The organism is Paractinoplanes deccanensis (assembly GCF_016862115.1).
Taxonomy (GTDB): domain Bacteria; phylum Actinomycetota; class Actinomycetes; order Mycobacteriales; family Micromonosporaceae; genus Actinoplanes; species Actinoplanes deccanensis.
The window spans coordinates 1-19,595 of the sequence record NZ_BOMI01000144.1 but is presented as its reverse complement, the minus strand read 5'-3'; the positions used below and the strand labels follow the sequence as shown (position 1 = coordinate 19,595).

The window sequence follows — 19,595 nt, the reverse complement described above, 5'->3', positions numbered from 1 at the left end:
GGACGCGGGAGCCGAGCGGACCGGTGACCGCGAGCGTTCGCTGGTTGCGCATGACGGCTAGTCACTGGTGCATATGTACCATGTCAAGATGGCGCGGCGCTAGTGGTGGTCCGCCGCGCCGTGTCTGATCGAGGGTCGGCGCCGTCGCCGGGGTCTGGCACGCGCTGCACGAGGCAGCACAGACCATGATCGGCTGAGCCGTCGCGCATCGGTGGCGCGCTGACGAACGCGGCACCTCGCCGGCGTGCCCCACCTGCCGCAAGAAGATCAGCAAACCGCGGGGCAGGGACATGTCCTGCCGCCGTCGGTTCGCCGGGCAGCGCGATCCCGCCGCGGTCCTCCATTACCACCCGCACCCCGGGCGGCGTGCCCACCACCGGCGTCCCGGTCCTACGCCGAGGGTGTGTATTCACAACGAATGCCGGGCCACCGGCAGACGTTCGTGGAGACCGCCCTATCGCGCCAGGCGGTTCGCGAGCCAGGCGACGGCCCGCGGGTAGCGGTAGTCGATGCCGCCGTGGCCGGCCGGGAACAGCTCGAACTGGACGCGCTCGGCGGGGACGCCGATGCGGTCCAGGCCGGCGCGAAAAGCCTCGGCGCCGAGGTCGAGGAACCATTCGTCGCGGGTGCCGGCGTCGATCCAGATGGCGCGCTGGGAGCGGAGGGCGCCGGCGTACCGGTCGATCATGCGGATCGGGTCCCAGGCGAGCCACCTGTCCCACAGCTCGGGGATCAGCCGGCCGTACCGGGGGTCGAACGGCAGCTGCGGGGTGCCGTCGGCGGCGGGGGAGAAGGCGGCGGCGCAGCCGAGGACGATGAGGAGGGTGCTGTCGTGTTCGCCGGTGAACGCCGTACGGCCCCGGAAGTCCGACCACCACTTCTGGATGTCGTGGTCGTGGTCGCGCAGGGCGCGGGTGGCCTTGGCGAATTCGTTGAGGTAGCAGTATTCGTAGAGCGCGTCGCCGGCGTGCGTGGCGAGGGCGCCGAAGAGGTCCGGCCGCAACATCGGGGTGATCATGGCGCCGAAGCCGCCGGACGACTTGCCGCTGATCGCGCGGGACTCGGGCGCGGCGAGGGTGCGATAGCGGGCGTCCACCCAGGGGACGACCTCGTCGCAGAGGTACGAGTGGTAGGGCCCCGTGCCGGCCGAGTCGACGAACTGGGAGCCGCCGTACGCCGTCCAGGCGTCCACGTACACCAGGATGCAGCCGGGCGCCTCGCCGCCGGCGAACACCTGGTCGGCGGTCTCGATGAAGGGCTGGCGGAACGCCGTGCGGTTGGCCCACATGCCGACGTGCCCGGTGTAGCCCTGGATCACGTAGATGACGGGATAGCGCGCCGAGCCCGACTCGTAGCCGGGCGGCGTGTAGACCCACAGCGGCCGCTCGTGCGGGTCACCCAGCGGATTGCCGCGCAGCAGCGCCGAGTCGATCGTCTCCTGATGCAGCCGGCCGGACAGCTCATGACTCCAAGGCAACATGCACCGAGTAAAACACCATCGACTCCGGCCGATCTCCCTTTCGTGTCGGCCGCAGGGCGGCGGGAGCGGCGCCCTGGTCGACGTCGACGCCCTCCTCCGGGCGCCGGCCGCGCGCAGCGTGGTCAGCCGGGCCGCGACGGGCCGCCCCGGCCACGTCGTCGTGGAGGGGCGGCCCGCCGCGGGCTGAATCAGGGCAAGGCGAGCCGCCAGATGTTGTCGGCAGTGCCGTTGTCGGGGTCCTGCACGACCTGGGTGCCCCAGGCGCTCGCGCCGTTGAGGACGGCCAGCAGCTTGCCGCTGTTCACGTTGCGGATCTTGTAGGTGCCGTTGCCCAGGTCGGTCAGGGTCCAGCGGTGGTCGGCGGTGCCGTTGTCGCTCCACTGCAGGACGCGGGCGTTGTCGGCGGTCGACATGTTCTCGACGCCCAGGACCTTGCCGCTGTGGACGTTGCGGAACCGGACCGCGCTGCCGTCGGCCACCCGTTCCCAGCGGTGGTCCGCCGTTCCGGTGTCGCCCCAGACCACGGCGAGACCCCCGTCGGCGGTCGACATGTCCCGCACGCCGAGCACCAGGCCGGTGGCGACGTTCACGAGCTTGTACGTCGTGCCGGCGCCGCCGGTGTTCCAGTAGACGGTGTAGTTGAACCCGTGCGCGTCGTGGAACGGCCCGATGGCCACCGGCGCTCCGTCGGCCGTCGCGCTGAACGTCAGGGCTGTGCTGCTCGTCCTCGTGATCGACGAGACGGTGAGCGACGGCGGCGCGGTCAGCGCGGTGCTGCCGTAGTTGCCGCACAGCACCGCCGGCCCGTAGGTGATCGCCTGGACGTTCGGGTTGTCGTTGGCCGGCTGCATGACGACGCGCATCGGCAGCTTGACCGTCAGGGTGTCGCCGGCCGCCCACGTGCGGGTGACGGTCGCGTAGGTGCCCGGCGTCGCGGTCACCGCCTGGGTGACGCCGTTGACGGCGAGCACCGGGTTCTGGGTCCACGCCGGGATCCGGACCCGGATGCTCCACGAGCCGCTCATGGATCCCGAGAGGGTCAGCGTGGTGGTGTCGCTCACCGGGTACGTGGTGGTCTGCGTGACCGTGATGCCGCGCTGCGACCAGGTCAGTGTGGACGGTACGAACAGGTTCACGGTCAGCGTCGTGCCGGCGTGGAAGTAGATGGAGTCCATCAGCTTCGTGTTGGTCTCGATGCCGGTGCCCTGGCAGCACCAGAACGAGCTGTAATCCGTCGAGTAGGTGCCGCCGCCCCAGGCCGGGCCGACGCCTCGGCGCCCGCCGGGCCGCAGCGGCGTGAAATAGGTGACGCCGCCGTGCCCGTCGGCCGGGTTCTGCGCGCCGATCAGGTGGTTGAGCAGCGTCCGCTCGTAGAAGTCGAAATAGCCGGCGTTGCCGGGATCGAGCAGCCAGAGCTCCCGGGTCAGTTTCAGCATGTTGTACGAGTTGCAGTGTTCGCAGGTGTCGTTCGTCAGGTAGCCGGCGATGGCGTTCGGCGCCCGGAAATGCTCGGCCTGGCTGTTGCCGCCGATCGCGTACGTGTGCGCGCGCGTCGTGATGCTCCAGGCGTTCGCGGCGATGTCGCGGTAGCGGGTGACGCCGGTGGCCTTGTATTCGCGGGCCGCGCCGACCCACTTGGGCACCTGGGTGTTCGCGTGCAGCCCGTTGAGCTGGTCGGTGTTGGCGGCCAGCGGCGTGAACACGGCGGCGTGGTCGAAACGCTGCGCCGCGGCGAGCCAGCGCGCGTCGCCGGTCTGCTGGTAGAGGTCGGCGAAGACCTCGTTCATGCCGCCGAACTCGGTGCCCAGCATGGCCTGCATCTGACTCGCGCTCAACCGTGCGGTACGCGTGTCCGCCCAGCCGGCCAGCGCGAGCAGCACGGTGCGCGCCTGGTCGTTGCCGGTGTGCCGCCACACGTCGAGCAGCCCGGCCATCGTCTTGTGGACGCAGTAGTACGGCACGTTGCCGTTGGACAGCGTCCGGGCCTCCAGCGCGGTGAAGTCGGACTCCGGGAAGCCCGACAGGTAGCCCGGGGCGAACCCGGCGGCCGCGTTGTTGGCCTGGCACTTGGCCAGCTCCGCGACCATGTAGGCGGCCTTGTCCCGGCAGACCGTGTCGCCGAGCACCGCGGCGGCCTGCGCCCACGCGGTCAGGAAGTGCCCCTGCATGTGGGAGCGGAACGGGAACGACGGGGCGTCCCAGCCGCCGTTGGCCGCCGCCCCGTTGGTGGAGAGCCGGTGGTTGGCCCGGAAGACGTAGAGCAGCCGGTCGACGTCCACGAACCTCAGGTAGCTGAGCGTGCGTGCCTGGTTGTCCAGGAACCGCCCGGCGGTCAGCCGCACCTGGCCGAGCTCGAAGGGGAACGCGGCGGCGCCGATGTCGGACCGGGCCGGGGGCACGATCGCGGCCGCGGCGGGCCGGGGGAGGAGGGTGCCGGCGGCGGTGGCCAGTGCGGCGGCGCCGGTGGCTTGGAGGAGATGGCGGCGAGTGAGAACGTTCACAACCGCATTCTTCACCGTCAATGGGACTATGCACCCCCGGGTCGTTCGGAGAATGGTGCGAGAAAGGGGCGGCAAAAAGTCGTTACGCATCCACGTACGTCAAAGTCATCTTGAATGTTTGGGAGCGCTCCCGTAACGTTCCGTGACGTGAGCAGACGTCTCGTAATCCATGTCATCGCCGTGGTGCTCTTCGCGGCCGGCGTCGCCGGCCTGGCTCAGCCGGCGTCCGCGGCCGCGCCCGTCAACTCCACAGTGGCCGGCGGCTACGCGCACACGTGCGCGATCCGCGCCGGCGGCGACCTGTGGTGCTGGGGCGGCAACGGCACCGGCCAGCTCGGCGACGGCACCCTCACCGCGCGGACCACCCCGGTGCGCGTGGGCGACGCAGCCTGGGCCGCGATCGACGCCGGCACCAGCTTCACCTGCGCGATCCGCGTCGACGGGACGCTGTGGTGCTGGGGCAGCAACACGCGCGGCCAGCTCGGCGACGGCACCACCACGCGGCGGACCGCCCCGGTGCAGGTCGGCACCGCCACCTATACCACCGTCAGCGCCGGCGACAGCCACGTCTGCGCGGTGCGCTCCGACGGGACGCTCTGGTGCTGGGGCTTCAATCGGTTCGGCCAGCTGGGCGACGGCGCCGCCGTCTACAACGCGACCAGCCCGCTCCAGGTCGGCACCGCCACCACCTGGGCCGGCGTCACGGCCGGGTTCGCGCACACCTGCGCCACGCGCACCGACGGCACCCTCTGGTGCTGGGGCGACAGCTCGACCGGTCAGCTCGGCCTCGGCATCCTCAGCTACCGCACCACCCCGGGGCAGGTCGGCACCGGCACCGACTGGGCGGCGGTGAGCGCCGGTCACCTGTTCACCTGCGCCACGCGCACGGGCGGCTCGCTGTGGTGCTGGGGCGAGAACGGATACGGGCAGCTCGGCGTCAGCGGCACCTACCAGGCCGCGCCGGTGCGGGTCGGCGACGTCTCGTCCTGGACCGGGGTCACCGCGGGCTTCGACACGGCCTGCGCCGTCCGGGCCGACGGCAGCCTGTGGTGCTGGGGCAACAACGCCTCCGGGCAGCTGGCCGACGGCACCACGACCCACCGGTACGCCCCGGTCCGGATCGGCACCACCACCGGCTGGACGAGCGACGCCGCCGCCGGCTATCACGTCTGCGCCGAGCGGGCGGACGCGAGTCTGTGGTGCTGGGGCAACAACGCCAGCGCTCAGCTGGGCGACGGCACCACGACGTCACGCCCCGCGCCGGCCCAGGTCACCCTGCCGGCCTGACCCGGGCCACCGGCGTCGCGTGAAGCGCGGCGCCGGACTGACCCGGGGTCGGCAGGGGCGAGCCGTCAGACGGCGTGCCGGGCCGAGGCCCGGCGCGCCCGGACGGCGAGGGCCAGCCCGGCGATGGCGAGCAGGGCCGCGACCGTCTCGGCCACCGCCGAGAAGACCTTGCCGGGCTCGTGCCACGTGTTCTCGTAGAGGTTGGGCAGCGGGCCGAGCCGGCCCACGTCGACGTACGTGTAGAGCACCACCGCGACGGCCGCGCTGCCCGCGACCAGCAGCGCGAGCACCCAGGTGAGCACGCGCGGCCAGATCAGCAGCGCGAGCGCCACCACGATCGCGACGATGCCCTGGATCCGGAAGAGCGTGCCCTCGCTCATCACGGACGAGTGGAACTGGTCGTACTGGGCGGCATCGTGCAGGTGCACGTAGGCGTCGATGCCGAGCAGGGCCGCGGTGACCACGGCGAGCGTTCGCTGAGCGATGGAGACGTCGTGCCAGGCCACGTGCGGCCTGGCGGGCATGACATGGTCGGTCATGGGACCGGCTCCCTTCGGGAAGGCTCTCTCACCGCCCACGGTCGTCCGCCCGGGCCGGGCGGACATCACGGCCAGCCTGCAAAAGGCGGTACCCGCCAGCAGGTACCGCCGGTGCGTCAGCCGGCGCAGGTGCGGCGATAGCGCAGCTCCGGCACGTAGCGGGCCCATTCGGCGGCGGTGAGGCCGCGCCCGGCGACCGCGCAGGCGCGTGCGGCCGGGTCGGTGCGCAGGCCGTTCAGCTTCTGATAGCTCCAGAGCGTGACGGTCGCCGGATCCTTGGCGGGCTGGCCGGTGACGGCGAGCGTGCGCCCGTCGGGCTTGAACGCCAGGTCGAGCGCCTGACCGCCGTCGGCCGTCCGCACCGCGGCGAGCCGGATCGGCTCCGCCGGGCTCGCCGTGTCCCACAGGATCACGGTGTAGTCGGAGCCGCCGGTGGCCAGGGTGCGGCCGTCGGCGCTGAAGGCCACCGAGCGCACCCACCTGGCGTGGCCGGTCAGGGTGGCGAGCCGCAGCGGCCGCGACCGGTCGGCGACGTCCCACAGCACCGCCGTGTCGTCGTAGCCGCCGCTGGCCAGGTGGCGCCCGTTCGGGCTGAACGCCAGCGCGTCCACGGTGTCGCTGTGGCCGCTCAGCGTCGCGAACCGGACGGGCGCGGCGCGGTTCGCGAGGTTCCACAGCGTGATGGTGGGGTCGGCGCCGCCCGCGGCGGCCAGGGTGCGCCCGTCCGGGCTGAAGGCCACCGCCGTGCCGAAGCTGCCGGTCAGCCGGACTCGCAGGGTGGGGCGCCGGCCGGCCAGATCCCACAGCATCAGCGTGGTGGCGTCGGCGACGACGGCCAGGGTCTTGCCGTCCGGGCTGAACGCCATCGCGTTCGTGCCACGCACCTCGCCCGGCAGGGTGGCGAGCGTCGTGCCGCCCACCCTCAGGGTCCCGCTGTCCGCGCCGACGGTCGCTGCCGTGCGCCGGTCCGGGCCGAACGCCACCGCACGCGCATCCTCGCCGCCGAGGGACAGATCGGCCCCTCGTACGGGATGAGCGGGGTCAGCGACGTTCCACGTGCTCGCGGTGCCGTCCGCGCCGGCGGCCACCAGCAGGCGCCCGTCCGGGCCGAAGACCGTGGACCGGGTGGCCCCGCCCGGGACGGCGAGCGTGGCGAGCGAGGCCGGCGCGCCGGGCGCCGCCACGTTCCACAGCGTGCCCGTCCCGGACCCGTCGGTGGTGGCCAGCGTCTTCGCGCCCGGGCCGAAGGTGAGCCCGGTGATCGGGCCGCGCGCCCGCACGCCGGCGAAGGCACCCGGGCTCGCCGCCGCCGAGCGGTCCCACAGCTTCGCCGTGCCGCTCTGGTCGCCGGCGGCCAGCACGCTGCCGTCCGGGCTGAACGCCACCGAGGTGATCTGCCCGGTCAGCCCGTCCAGCGAGTCGAAGGGCTCGCGCGACTCGTCCGGCATCTCCGGCATCTCCGGCGGCGGCTGGGGAAGGTCGTCCTGCGCCTTCGACGAGACCTTGCTCGTCATGTCGTGGCTCGTCATGTCGTAGAGCGCCACCCGGCCGTCGCTGCCGCCGACCGCGAGCGTCGACCCGTCGGGGCTGAACGCCATCGGCGACGCGCCGAAGTCGAGGATGCCGTCGAGCGACACCGGGTCGGCCGGCTCGCTGAGGTCGTAGACGGGCACGAACCGTCCCTTGTCGACGATCAGCAGGCGCCCGTCCGGGCTGAGCGCCAGCCGCGCCACCGGGTAGCCGCGCTGCTCGGTCATCCTGGCCAGCAGCGTGGGCCGGGCCCGGCCGGCTGTGTCCCACACGCTGACGACGCCCGCCGAGGTGCCGGTGACGAGGGTGCCGCCGCCGGCGCCGAACGCGAAGGCGGTGACGTCGCCGTCGTCCGGCAGCGTCGCGCGCTTGGCCGGGCGCGACCGGTCGGCGACATCCCACAGGACGGTGTCGCCGCCCGAGCCCACGACCGCCAGCGTGCGCCCGTCCGGGGTGAAGGCCAGAAGGCGCTGGGTGGCCGCGCCGGGCAGCGTGGCGATCCGCGTGGGCTTGCGCGGGTCGGTCACCTTCCACAGCGCGACCCGGCCGTCGTTGCCGATGGCCGCCACGACACCGTCCGGCGCGTACGCCGCCGTGGTCACGCCGCCGAGCGTGCCGGCGTAGTTCGTGGCCGTGACGATGCCGGTGAGCTGGCGGCGCGTCGCCGCGTCGGGGTTGAGCGCCTGGGCCGCCGCGCCGAGCATCAGGGCGGTCCGCGGGTCGTCGGTGAGCGACGCCGTGGCCTGGTTCATCAGCCGCCGGCTGATCGCGATGCGCTGCTGCTCCTGCGCCTTGGCCTGCTGGGCCTTGGCCTGCGCGGCCGCCTCCCGGGCCAGCCGCTGCTGCTCGGCCGCGATGCCCGCCTGCCGCTGCGCCTCGTCCTTGAGCCGCAGCGCCTCCTGCCGGAGCCCCTGTGCCAGCTCGGCCGCCTGCGCGGCCAGCCGCTCCTGCTCGCGGGTGCGCTGTGCCGCCTGCGCGGCGAGCTCGCGCTGGCGCTGGGCCACCGCGGTCGCCTGGTCGGCGAGCGCCTGCTGCTCGCGGGCCAGCCGCTCGGAGCGTTCCGCCTCGGCCGTCGCGCGCGCCGCGCGGGTCTGTTGCTGCTGGGCCAGGGACTGCTGGCGCCGCGCCTCCTCGGCGGCGCGCTCGGCGTTGTCGCGCTGGCTGTCCGCCACCTGCTGCTGGCGGAGCGCCTCCGCCGCCGCGTTGCGGGCCCGGTCGGCGTTGCGGACCGCCGACACCCCGGTCACCACCGCCAGCACCGCGAGCACGGCCACGGTCACCGCGGCGCTCGAGCGCAGCCGCCGCGCCCGCCGGTGCAGGCGCACGTCCTCGCCCTCGAGCTCGTCCTTGCTCACCCCGTGCATCGGGGCCGCGAGCTGCGCGATCGCGTCGCGGAAGCGGGAGTGTTGCAGGCTCAGGTGCTCGCTGCGGCGGGCCCAGCGCAGGTCGAGGAAGAACGGCTCCTCGGTGAACACGTCCCGCAGCGCGGGCGGCACCGCCGTCGAGTCCTCGGTGAAGTCGCCGCGGGCCTCGTCCCACGCCCACTCGCCGTCGGTGACCACCGGCAGGATGCGGTCCGACGGCTTCGTGGCGATCCAGTGCTCGATCTCCTTGTTGACCCACGGCGAGCGCGCCGCCTCGGGCGAGGCGAGCAGCACGAAGTACTGCGAGCCGTCGAGGGCGGTCTGGATGGACGACCACAGGCCCGGAGTCACCGACAGGCCGGTCTGGTCGCGGAAGATCCACAGGGCGCGCCGGCGGTGCCACGGCTTGGCGAGACGGTGCAGACCACGCTGCACGGCGGGCGCGAGGCGCCCGTCGGCGGAATGGCTGTACGAGATGAAGCCATCGAAGGTCATGCTGGGTCCCCCGCGGTCGGAACGTGGTGCGGCGACAGATTGTGCCTGGCACCGCCCCCGTGAGCAAAGGCGGGAGATCGTGGGGGCATACTGCCTCACCAGCGTGACGAGCCCGGGGTGCGGAGGTCGATGTGCGGTTCGGCGTGACAGGCCATCGGATCCTCCCGCCCAGCATCGTCGACTGCGCGGTGCGCCACTGGAGCCGGGTGCTGCCGCCCGGCGCCGACCTGTGCGGGGTGTCGAGCCTCGCCGACGGCGCCGACCAGCTCTTCGCCACCCACATCCTGGCGTCCGGCGGCGTCCTCGAGGTGCTGCTGCCGTGCGAGGGATTCGCCGGCTCGCTGCTCGGCGACGACAGCCGGGCGCGGTTCGAGGACCTGCGGCGCGCGGCGGCGAGCGTGACCACGATGCCCTACCCGGAGCCCAGCGAGCAGGCGTTCCTCGCCGCCGGCCGGGCCCTGGTCGATCGCTGCGACCACCTCTTCGCCGTGTGGGACGGCCGGCCGGCGCGCGGCGTGGGCGGCACCGGCGACGTCGTCGCCTACGCCCGGGCCCGCGGGCGCCAGGTCACGGTGCTGTGGGTCGACGGCGTGCACCGGCCCTGAGCAGGCCGGCGCGGGCGCGCTGCTCCTCGTACCGGTCGCCGATCTCGCGGGCCAGGGTCAGCGCCTGCTCGTGCTGGGCGCGGGCGTCCTCCGCGGCGTCCAGCTCGCCCAGCGCCTGGCCCAGGTCGTTGAGGGCCTCCGCCTCGCTGGCCCGGTCGCCGATCCGCCGGTGCAGCAGCACGACACGGCGCAGGTGGTCCGCCGCCTCGGCGGGCCGGCCGTCGCGGGCGAGCACCGCGGCCAGATCGGTCAGCACGTACGCCTCGGCCGTGCGGTCACCGGCCCGCCGCGCCGCGGCGAGGCTCAGCTCCAGGGCGCCGGTGGCCCGCTCCAGATCGGCCGGCTCGCGCGAGATGCGGGCGATCAGGGAGAGCACGTACGCCTCGGAGAACCGGTCGCCGAGGCGCGTGTGGATGCCGAGGGCCGACCGGAAGCGCCCGGTGGCCCGCTCGTCGTCGCCGAGCCGTGCGTCGACCAGGCCGAGCCGCACCGTGGCGTCCGCCAGCCCGGCGTCGTCGCCCAGCTCCGCGTGCAGTGACCGGGCCCGCTCGAAGTGGTCGGCCGCCCGCCGGTAGTCGCCCAGCCGCCAGTGCACGCTGCCCAGGTTGCGCAGCGCCGCCGCCTCGGCCGCACGGTCGCCGAGGTCCGTGTAGAGGGACAGGGCCTGCCGGTACGTCTCGGCCGCCTCGCCGAGACGCCCCTGCCGGCGGTGCAGGCGGCCCAGGTCGGACAGCGCCCGCGCCTGCGCCTGCCGGTCGCCGACCGCCAGCGCGGCCGACACGGCCGAGGCGGTGACCGTGACGGCCTCGGCGACCGGCCCGCCCGCGTCGAGATAGCGGAACAGCGTGCCGGCGAGCGCGATCGCGTGCCGGTGCCAGCCGTGCGCGGCGGCGTACGTGCAGACGGCGGCCAGGGTGGGCCGTTCCGCCTCGATCCAGTCCCGGGCCGCCTCCGGGTCCCCGCCGGGCGCGCCCGGCTCGGGATAGAGGCTCGCCATCGCCGCCGCGGAACCGGCCAGGTAGTGATCGAGGAGCCGGGTCAGCGCGGCCCTGCGCTCCGGCTCGGGGTCGTGCGCGGCCGCCAGCTCGGCGGCGTACGCCCGCAGCAGGTCGTGCATGCCGTACCGGCCGCCGCGCCCGGCCTGCACCAGGCTGGCCCGCACCAGCACGCCGAGCAGCCGCCGCGCCTCGCCGGCCGCCGTGCCGGTCAGCGCCGCCACCGCCTCGGCGTGCACGGTGTCGCCCGGGTGCAGGCCGAGCAGCCGGAACACGCGGGCCGCGCCGTCGGGCAGGTTCTGGTAGGACCACGAGAAGACGGCGCGCACCTCGGCCCGGGGATCGCCCGCGTCGAGCAGGTCGAGCCGCACCCGGTGGTCACTCAGCTCGCCGACCAGCTCCGCCAGCGAGACGTCGGCGCGCGCCGCGGCCAGCTCGGCGGCGATCCGCAGCGCCAGGGGCAGCCGGGCGCAGGCGGCGGCCAGGTCCTCGGCGACGGACGGCTCCCGGTCGACCCGGTCGCCGATCAGGCGGCGCAGCAGCCCGACCGCGTCCGCCACCGGCAGCAGGTCGAGGTTGACCCGCTCGGCGCCGTGCAGCGCCACCATGCCGGGCAGCGCGTCGCGGCTGGTCACCAGCACCAGGCACGACCCGGTGCCGGGCAGCAGCGGCCGCACCTGCTCCACCGAGGACGCGTTGTCGAGCAGGACCAGCACGCGGCGGCCGGTCAGCTCGGAGCGGTAGCGGCCGGCGCGCTCCTCGACGCCGGGCGGGATCTCCGGGCCCCGCACGCCGAGGGCGGTCAGAAAGCCGGCCAGCGCGTCGCCGACCGCCACGGGCTGCTCGCAGTCGTAGCCGCGCAGGTTCACGTAGAGCTGGCCGTCGGGAAAAGCCTCGCGGACACGGTGGGCCCAGCGGACGGCGAGCGCGGACTTGCCCACCCCGGCCGTGCCGGAGAGGAGCACGACGGTCAGCGGCGGCTCGTCGCCCTCGGGCGGTGCCAGCGAGCGGTCCAGGGCGGCGAGCTCGGCGCCGCGCCCGGTGAAGGCGCGCACATCGGCCGGCAGCTGCGCCGGCACCGTCGGGGCAGCGGCGGCGCGCGCGGGGGCGCCGGCCGGCAGGGCGAGCGTCGGGTCGGCGGCGAGGATGCGCTCGTGCAGGCGGCGAAGCCCGGCGCCCGGATCGCTGCCCAGCTCGTCGGCGAGGCCGCGGCGGATCCGCCGGTACTGCTCGTCGGCGTCCGCCTGGCGGCCGCAGCGGTAGAGGGCGAGCATGAACTGCTCGGCCAGCCGCTCGTCCAGCGGGTGCTCGGCCACGGCGGCGGAGAGCGACGGCAGCAGCTCGCCGTGCCGGCCCAGCCGCAGCAGCACGTCGTGGTGGTCGAGCTCGGCGGCGAACCGCTCGGTGAGCAGCAGCTCCCGCGTCGCGGCGAGCCACGGGGTGTCCAGGCCGGCGAACGGCTCGCCCCGCCACAGCCCGAGCGCCTCCGTGATCAGCTCCGCGGCGGAGCGGTCGGACTCCGCGTCCCGGGCCCGGGCGGCGAGCCGGCGGAACCGGTGCAGATCGACCGACTGCGGGTCGGCGGTCAGCACGTACCCGGCGGGGCGGCGCTCGATGGCCACCTTGTCGCCGGCGTCCGCGACGGCCCGCCGCAGCCGCGACAGATAGCTGTAGAGCGCGCCGGTGGCCCGCTGCGGAGCGTCCTCACCCCAGACCCGGTCGACCAGCTGGTCGACGGTGACCGGGCGCCCCGCCTCGACGAGCAGCACGGCGAGCACGCTGCGCTGCCGGGCATGGCCGAGGTCGACGGGCCGGCCGTCGATCCGGGCCTCCACCGCGCCGAGCACCCCGAACTCCGCCGTCACCTGACCTCCGCACGCTCGCTCCCGGGCAGGTCCCTCACCTGGGGATTCAAGATCTCCACAAGGACCGGGACAAGTCTTGCACGCTTCATACAAGGTGCGAAGACGACCATTGCTCGCGTTGCAGGGAACAGGCCGCCCCGGCCCGACGGCGCGCAGGCGTACGGGGGAATCGGGACAGGACGGGCGGCCTGCCCTGCACAAATGCTTGCGCTGTCAGGTATCCGGCAGCGACGCCACCGACCGCGGCGAACCATCGCAGGGATGACGGAACCGTTGTCGGCCGGCGTCATCGGCGGGGGGATCGGCGGCCTGTCCGCGGCTCTGAGCCTGCTGCGGGCGGGCCTCGACGTCCACGTGTACGAGCAGGCGCCGCGACTGTCCGAGGTGGGCGCCGGCGTGCAGGTCAGCCCGAACGCGTCGCGCGTCCTGCACGGCCTCGGGCTCGCGGACGAGCTCGCCGCGACCGGCGTCCGGCCGCTCGCCTTCCACCAGCGCCGCTGGGACGACGGCCGCACCCTGCTGCGCGCGCCGCTCGCCGAGTCGCTCTACGGCTTCCCGCACTACCAGATGCACCGGGCCGACCTGCTGGGCGCGCTGGCCGCCGCCCTGCCGGCCGAGCGCGTCCATCTGGGCCACCGGCTCACCGGCTTCTCCTCCCACGGCGACGGCGCCGAGGTGCGCTTCGCCAACGGCGGGACAGCCCGGTTCGACGTGCTGGTGGGCGCGGACGGCATCCACTCGACGGTCCGCCGGCTGCTGTTCGGCCCCGGCGATCCCCGGTTCACCGGCTGTGCCGCCTACCGCGCCGTGGTGCCCGCGGAACGCGTACGGCATCTGGACCTGGAGGTGACCGCCCAGATCTGGATGGGACCGGGCCGGCATTTCGTGCACTACTTCATCAGCGCCCGGCGGTCGGTCAACTTCGTGGCGGTGGTGGAGCGCGACCACTGGACCCGCGAGTCGTGGACCGACCGGGCGGACAAGGCTGACGTGCTCAGCGCGTACGCCGGATGGCATCCCCAGGTCGGCGAGCTGATCGGCGCGGCGGGCGAGATGTACGTGTGGGCGCTGTTCGACCGCCCGCCGATGCCACGCTGGTCGGACGGCCCGGTCACCCTGCTCGGCGACGCGGCCCACGCGATGCTGCCGTTCATGGCGCAGGGCGCGGCACAGGCCATCGAGGACGGTGCCACGCTGGCCGCCCTGCTCGGCCCGCTCCGGCGGGGCGCGGACGTGGCCGGTGCGCTCACCGCGTACGAGAAGGCGCGTCTGCCCCGCACGGCCCGCCTCCAGGAGATGTCCGCCGGCAACAAGACCCGCTTCCACCTGCCGGACGGCCCGGCCCAGCGGGAACGCGACAGCCACATGGCGGCCGGCTCGCGGGCCTGGTCGTTCAACGCGCTCGACTGGGTCTACGCCCACGACGCCACCACGGACGGCCGTCACGAGCCGACGACGGCGAACCCGGCCCAGAAATAGGGGTCCGAGTACGGGCGCCGCCCGTCGTCCGCGTCCTCGCCGGCCGGCACCGCGTCGCGGGTGAGACGCCACGGCCGCGCGTCCGTCAGCGTCCGCAGCCACCGCTGCGCGCGTCGCAGGGCGAGCGCGACGTCGTCGTCCTCGCCGTCGCGGGCCATCCGGGTGAGCTCCCGGTAGAACCGTCCCACGAGCAGCGCGGTGGCCTCGTCGCTCACCGGCCACAGCGAGCAGAGCACGGCGGCCGACCCGGCCGTGAGAAAGGCCAGCGGCAGGCCGATCATGCTGTCCGGCAGCCGGGCGAGGTCGACGTGACCGGTCTGGCAGGCGCTGAGGAAGACCAGCCGCGAGCCGAGCGGCGCCAGGTCGCGGATGCCGTCGAGCGTCAGGTCGCCGTCGCTCAGCGACACGCGCATGAGCTGCGACTCGGCCGGGTTGTTGAAGCCGTGGCAGGCCAGATGCAGGATCCGGCAGCCGCGGGCCCGGGCGGCGAGCGCGGTCACCGTCGCGTCGCGGCCGCTCAGCACGGTCACCTGACCGGGCAGCGCCTCCTCGATCGCCCGAGCCTCGCGCCGCGCGCCGGGCAGCGGCGGCAGGTCCGGCTTCTCCGGGTCGGCGAGCACCACGACCGGGCCGTTGCGGCCGGCGTGCCCGGCGCGGCGGCGGGTCAGCGCGAGCGCGGCGGCCGACGGCGCGGTGCTGATGGTCACCAGTTCCGCCACCGGTGTCCGGCGGCCGGTCGCGGGGTCGGTGACCAGCGCGGCCGCCCACGGCACCAGGGCCAGTGGGCCGCACGGCACGATCGCCACCTGGGTGAGCCCGTCGGCCAGCAGCGCGTCGACGACGGGCTGCACCAGCTCACCCAGCGCCTCGGCCATGCGCGCGATGGGCGGGGCCAGGTCGGCGTCGGCGGCCTGCGCGGTCACCAGGCCCTGGGCCTGGTCGTCGACGCGGAGCAGCAGGGCGATGAAGTCACCGGACGACTGCGGCGCCGGGAACGACCGCAGGGTCACCCGCCCGGCGCCGTCGCGGCCCACCAGCACGAGCGCGCCCCCGGAGGGGACGTTCCAGGCGTAGAGGACCGGGCGCTGCGGCGTCGCGGCCCGCCCGATGTCCTCCAGCGTCGGCGCTTCCCACCGCAGCAGGCCGGCCCGCCCCGGCCGGCTCTCGCCGACCGTGACGTCGAAGGTGCGCAACCGGGTCCGCTCGAGCACCCGCACCGCGCCGGCGAGGTCCCCGCAGCGCACGCCGGCGTAGGCGGCGGCGCGGGCCACCAGCGGATGCTGCTCGAGGACCCGCAACCGCTCCTCCGGGCTCTCGGCGTCGCGCAGCTCGGCCTCCTGGAGCGCGAGGCAGTCGGTGTACGCCCGCCAGGCCCGCGGCCACTGCTCCCGCTCGCTCAGCAGGTCGGCGAGGCGGCAGGCCGTCTCGCGCGCGTCGGCGGGAGCGAAACCCGGGTCGATCAGCGGCCGGGCCGCCTCCAGCGCCTCGATCAGCGCGTCGGAGCTGCGGTACCGCAGGTCGGCGACCTCGGCGCAGACGCGCGCGAACCGGCTGCGCAACAGCAGGTTGCCCGCCTCCGCGGCTTCCCGCGTGCCGCGCCGCGCGACCGACGCGGCCTCGGCGAGCAGGCCGGCGGCGGCGCCACTCGGCACGGCCTCGACCGCGTCGCGGATCTCCGGTGGCGCCGACCGGAGCCCGTACATCATCGGATTGACCACCAGAGTCCGGCAGAACGCGACCGGGTCGGCGTCGTCCTCGGGCAGGGCGAAGCCGATCGACTCCGCCGCGGCGAGCACGGCCTCCCTCCGGGCCTCGCGGTGCAGCCGGTCCGCGAGGCCGGACAGCGCCATGGCCAGCTCCAGGGAGCCGCGCAGCGCGGCCTCGTGGTCCTCGGCGGCCGAGAACAGGTCGTACGCAGAGCGCAGCAGGCCGGCCGACTCCTCTACCGCCCGCCGGTGATCGGCCAGGCTGCCCTCGGCCAGGCGGATCATGATGATCGCCAGGTTCATCGCGGTGTAGGCCCAGTCCACCGGGTTCGCCTCGCGCGGGCGCAGCGGCAGGGCCTCGCGGCACAGCGCCGCGGCGCGTTCCAGGGCGCCGGTCCGGGCGTCCCCGGTCTCCGTCTCGGCCAGCTGGAGCAGGGCCTGTGCCCGGTTGGTGGCGGACCGGGCCAGTTCCGGGCCGTTGCCCCGGGCGCGATGGAACTCCATCGCCTCGCCGTGCAGCTGCTCGGCCCGGCGCAGTCCGGCGCCCTCGTCGTCCCGGCCGGTGCGCAACGTCAGCCCGATCGCCAGATGGGTCGCGGCCCGGACGGCGCCCTCCTCGTCGTCGAAGGCCAGCGCGAGGGTGCGGCTCTCCTCCAGGAAGGCGATGGCGCGTTCGATCTCCTCGGTGCTGCGGCGCTGCCGTGACAGCAGGGCCGTTCCGGCGCCGAACAGCAGCGTCGTCCGGTCCCTGACGGCACCGGCCATGCCGAGTAACGCGTCGGCCTCGGCCACGGCGCGGTCCCAATCCTCGTCGCCGGCGTCGGGGTGGGCGTCCAGCCACTCGACACGGCGGCGGCCCTCCGCCGCCAACGTCCGTACGGCCTCCTCGCGCCGCAGGGTGAACGCCTCGACGGCCTCCCCGAGGGCCGCGTCGTCCGGGTCGCCGCGCAGCGCTTCCAGGAAGCGCACCAGCGCCTCCGCCAGGGGGCCGCTGGCGTCCGGCACCGGCAGCCGGCTCACGAACTCGGCCACGACGTCGGGGGCGCGGGCGCTCAGCAACGCCGGCTGCCTCGCGACCGCGGCGCGGGCCTCGTCGATCGAGGACACGAGCAGCAGGTCGATCACCGCCTCGGTCACGGGCCGCTGCTCGGCCGCGTAGCCCAGCCGTTCCGCGACGTGGTCGCGTTCGAGCAGCGACTCCGCGACCGGTCGCCGGAACGCGCCCTCCCCGCTCGGCCAGAGCACGGGAATGGTCCCGTTCACGGCCTCGGGCGGCAGGTAGTGCCGCAGCTCATCGAGCGCCCCCTCCGGGTCGGGGCCGCCCGGCACCGGCGGCACGACGGCGAAGGCGGCCGGCACGCCGTCGGCCGTCAGCGGCAGGATGACGAACGGCAGGCCGGGGATCGCGCCCTCGCCGCATTCCGCGCAGTCCAGGGTGACCGCCGGATGGAGGCCGTCCCAGGTGAGGCCGGGGCGCAGCTCGAGGACGAGCGGCCACGCGGACCGCTGGTCGGCGCCGCAGTGCTCGCAGGCCCACGAGATGTCGATCGCGGTGACGATCCGTACGTCGTCTCCCGCTCGGTCGGTGTCCACACCAGGGTCTGACGGACGGGCATTGACCGATCGGCATTGGTCGATCTAAGTTGCCAGGGACCTGTGCCAGCTCCTGCCGGACGGAGCCCCGATGCGGCGATCCCCTTCCCTCGCGGCCTTTCTCGCCGCCCTCACCACGGCGGTCCTGGCCGTCGCGGCCTGTGGCGGCTCCGGTGACGAGCCGGACGAGGCCGCCGGCCCCGACAAGGTCAACGTCGGTGTCATCGCGATCGTCGACGTCGCCCCGATCTACCTGGGCAAGGCCAAGGGCTTCTTCAGCGAACGCGACATCGACCTCACCCTGACCACCGCCCAGGGCGGCTCGGCCATCGTGCCGGCCGTGCTCAGCGGCGAGTTCCAGTTCGGGTTCAGCAACACCATCTCGCTGCTGCTCGCGCAGAGCCGCGACGTGCCGATCAAGGCGATCTCGAACGGCAACAACAGCACCGGCGTCGACGGCAAGGACTTCGCCGGCCTCTTCGTCCGGGCCGACAGCCCGATCCGCACGCCGAAGGACCTGGCCGGCCGCACGGTCTCCGCCAACACCCTGAAGAACATCACCGAGACCAGCGTCCGCGCCTCGGTCCGCAAGGCCGGCGGCGACCCCACCAAGGTCAAGTTCACCGAGCTGGCCTTCCCCGAACAGGTGCCGGCCCTGCAGTCCGGCCGCGTCGACGCCATCTTCGTCGTCGAGCCGTTCCAACAGGCAGCCCTGGCCGCGGGCGCCCGCAAGATCGCCTCCAGCTACGTCGACGTCGCCCCGGACCTGACCGTGGCCATGTACTTCACCTCGCAGGCCCTCCTCGGCCGCGACCCCGACCTGGTCAACCGCTTCACCGAGGCGATGAAGGAATCCCTCGCCTACGCCGACGCCCACCCCGACGAGGTCCGCGACGCGCTCGCCACCTACACCAAGATCCCACCCGAGACCCGCAGCGCCCTCATCCTGCCCCGCTGGCCGGCCGACGTGAACCGGGCCTCCGTCGAGACCCTGGCCGGCCTGGCCCAGACCGACGGCCTCCTCACCACCCCGCCGGACCTGGACGCCCTGCTGCCCTGACCGCTTCTCTTTCGCCTCTCCGCCCTTCTGATCCGGGTCACGGCTGGGCCGACCAGCTCGCTGCGTCACTGGGCGGCTCGAGCCGTCTTTTGTCGTAGCCGGGTCCTACGATCCCGTCATGACTTCGCGAGACGACGCCCTCACCACCATGACGCAACGGTTCTCGCCGGTTGCGGCGCACGTCCGTCAGGTGTGGGGACTGCGGCTGCCCCACCATGTCGCAGTGTTCGCGGCCCTCGCGGCCAGCGACGGCGCGGCCCTCGGCGAGATCGGCCTCTCGCCCTGGGGCGTCACCGACTACTTCCGCGACGGCGGCCTCGACCGGCGCGGCCGCGACGGCCTCGACCAGCGGCTGCACGCACGCTTCCGCCACGATCCGGCGGAATTCCTGACGGTCATGCGAGGCAATACGGACGGCCTGCACTTCGGGCTCTGGTACGACGATCCCGCCGAGCTGCCGACGGCCATCGCCCACAACTATGCCCGCGACTCGGCCGAGACCTGGACGTCCACCGAGCCGACCCTGCTGCGCGTCGTGCGCGAAAGGGTGAACGGGTTCCTCGCCGACTACGGCGACGAGGAGGAGGAAGCCGGCCGGGTCGCCCCACTGATCGAGGCCCTCGACTGGTACCAGGCCGCCGACGAGGCGGCGCTGCGGCAGGACGGACCACCCGGCGCGGCGTCGATGCCGCGGTCCTACCTCGCCATGTCACCGATGCCGTTGCTGCCGCCGGGCAGCGGCGACCCCCAGGTGGCCGCCTCCGGCTCCCGGCTGGCCGCCTTCCAAGACGACCCGGTCCAAGCCGCGGCGTGGATCGCCGAGGCCCGCCACCAACTCGCCGCCGGGCAGCCCGCACTCGCCCTGGCCGTCGGCAGCGAACTGCACTGGCTCGACGACGACGCGCATCGCGACGCCGGTCTCGACCTGCTCGTCGGCGCCTATCGTGCGCTGGGCCGCGACGCTCTGGCCGAGATCGCGCTGGTCCACGCCGCCCACCGCGACCTGCCCTCGGTGCAGGTGCTGGCCGCTTGATCCGCCGAGCGGACTCTTCGATCTTCAGGTCCTCCGCACGCGCGTGCTCGTCGGTTACCCGTT

The 19,595-nt window shown here is 74.3% G+C and carries 11 protein-coding genes; 5 read left to right on the top strand and 6 right to left on the bottom strand.

What is annotated here, in order from left to right; translation table 11 throughout:
* Positions 1-454 precede the first annotated feature (454 nt).
* Positions 455-1,480 carry an alpha/beta hydrolase gene (locus tag Ade02nite_RS34520; RefSeq protein ID WP_239169261.1) on the bottom strand — a complete coding sequence of 342 codons (1,026 nt, stop codon included), beginning with the start codon at positions 1,478-1,480 and terminating at the stop codon, positions 455-457.
* A 188-nt stretch (positions 1,481-1,668) separates the two neighbouring features.
* On the bottom strand, positions 1,669-3,981 hold the full coding sequence (locus Ade02nite_RS34515; RefSeq protein ID WP_239169260.1) for a beta-L-arabinofuranosidase domain-containing protein: 2,313 nt from the start codon (positions 3,979-3,981) through the stop codon (positions 1,669-1,671).
* A gap of 147 nt (positions 3,982-4,128) precedes the next feature.
* Here Ade02nite_RS34515 and Ade02nite_RS34510 point away from each other — a divergent pair, with 147 nt between their 5' ends.
* A complete protein-coding gene (locus Ade02nite_RS34510; RefSeq protein WP_379037967.1) occupies positions 4,129-5,268 on the top strand; it encodes an RCC1 domain-containing protein in 1,140 nt (379 codons plus the stop codon).
* A 65-nt stretch (positions 5,269-5,333) separates the two neighbouring features.
* On the opposite strand, the gene Ade02nite_RS34505 is transcribed toward Ade02nite_RS34510, so the two are convergent.
* Both Ade02nite_RS34505 and Ade02nite_RS34500 read right to left on the bottom strand, forming a co-directional pair.
* Positions 5,334-5,807 carry a hypothetical protein gene (locus Ade02nite_RS34505; RefSeq protein WP_203772992.1) on the bottom strand — a complete coding sequence of 158 codons (474 nt, stop codon included), beginning with the start codon at positions 5,805-5,807 and terminating at the stop codon, positions 5,334-5,336.
* Positions 5,808-5,923: 116 nt separating this feature from the next.
* The gene (locus tag Ade02nite_RS34500; RefSeq protein ID WP_203772990.1) at positions 5,924-9,196 is read right to left on the bottom strand and encodes a TIR domain-containing protein; all 3,273 of its coding nucleotides are present in this window, start codon (positions 9,194-9,196) and stop codon (positions 5,924-5,926) included.
* A gap of 143 nt (positions 9,197-9,339) precedes the next feature.
* Here Ade02nite_RS34500 and Ade02nite_RS34495 point away from each other — a divergent pair, with 143 nt between their 5' ends.
* Positions 9,340-9,801, top strand: coding sequence for a hypothetical protein (locus tag Ade02nite_RS34495; RefSeq protein WP_239169259.1), 462 nt, complete (start codon positions 9,340-9,342; stop codon positions 9,799-9,801).
* On the opposite strand, the gene Ade02nite_RS34490 is transcribed toward Ade02nite_RS34495, so the two are convergent.
* The gene (locus Ade02nite_RS34490; RefSeq protein ID WP_203772986.1) at positions 9,764-12,661 is read right to left on the bottom strand and encodes an AfsR/SARP family transcriptional regulator; all 2,898 of its coding nucleotides are present in this window, start codon (positions 12,659-12,661) and stop codon (positions 9,764-9,766) included. The two genes, Ade02nite_RS34495 and Ade02nite_RS34490, sit on opposite strands and share 38 nt — an antisense overlap.
* 261 nt (positions 12,662-12,922) lie before the next feature.
* Between Ade02nite_RS34490 and Ade02nite_RS34485 the strand changes: the two genes are divergently transcribed.
* Positions 12,923-14,140 (top strand): FAD-dependent monooxygenase, encoded by a 1,218-nt coding sequence (locus Ade02nite_RS34485; protein ID WP_239169258.1) that lies wholly within the window; start codon positions 12,923-12,925, stop codon positions 14,138-14,140.
* Here the strand turns inward: Ade02nite_RS34485 and Ade02nite_RS34480 are convergent.
* A complete protein-coding gene (locus Ade02nite_RS34480) occupies positions 14,104-17,439 on the bottom strand; it encodes a CHAT domain-containing protein (RefSeq protein ID WP_203772984.1) in 3,336 nt (1,111 codons plus the stop codon). The genes Ade02nite_RS34485 and Ade02nite_RS34480 overlap by 37 nt on opposite strands.
* A 91-nt stretch (positions 17,440-17,530) precedes the next feature.
* Between Ade02nite_RS34480 and Ade02nite_RS34475 the strand changes: the two genes are divergently transcribed.
* Both Ade02nite_RS34475 and Ade02nite_RS34470 read left to right on the top strand, forming a co-directional pair.
* The gene (locus Ade02nite_RS34475) at positions 17,531-18,499 is read left to right on the top strand and encodes an ABC transporter substrate-binding protein (RefSeq protein ID WP_203772982.1); all 969 of its coding nucleotides are present in this window, start codon (positions 17,531-17,533) and stop codon (positions 18,497-18,499) included.
* 118 nt (positions 18,500-18,617) lie between these two features.
* The gene (locus Ade02nite_RS34470; protein ID WP_203772980.1) at positions 18,618-19,532 is read left to right on the top strand and encodes an ADP-ribosylation family protein; all 915 of its coding nucleotides are present in this window, start codon (positions 18,618-18,620) and stop codon (positions 19,530-19,532) included.
* Positions 19,533-19,595 lie beyond the last annotated feature (63 nt).

Bases quoted from the DNA above. Each gene is read 5' to 3' on its own strand.
- Ade02nite_RS34505 (WP_203772992.1), bottom strand. From the start codon at position 5,807: ATGACCGACCATGTCATGCCCGCCAGGCCGCACGTGGCCTGGCACGAC.
- Ade02nite_RS34470 (WP_203772980.1), top strand. From the start codon at position 18,618: ATGACTTCGCGAGACGACGCCCTCACCACCATGACGCAACGGTTCTCG.
- Ade02nite_RS34520 (WP_239169261.1), bottom strand. From the start codon at position 1,480: ATGTTGCCTTGGAGTCATGAGCTGTCCGGCCGGCTGCATCAGGAGACG.
- Ade02nite_RS34475 (WP_203772982.1), top strand. From the start codon at position 17,531: ATGCGGCGATCCCCTTCCCTCGCGGCCTTTCTCGCCGCCCTCACCACG.
- Ade02nite_RS34500 (WP_203772990.1), bottom strand. From the start codon at position 9,196: ATGACCTTCGATGGCTTCATCTCGTACAGCCATTCCGCCGACGGGCGC.
- Ade02nite_RS34485 (WP_239169258.1), top strand. From the start codon at position 12,923: ATGACGGAACCGTTGTCGGCCGGCGTCATCGGCGGGGGGATCGGCGGC.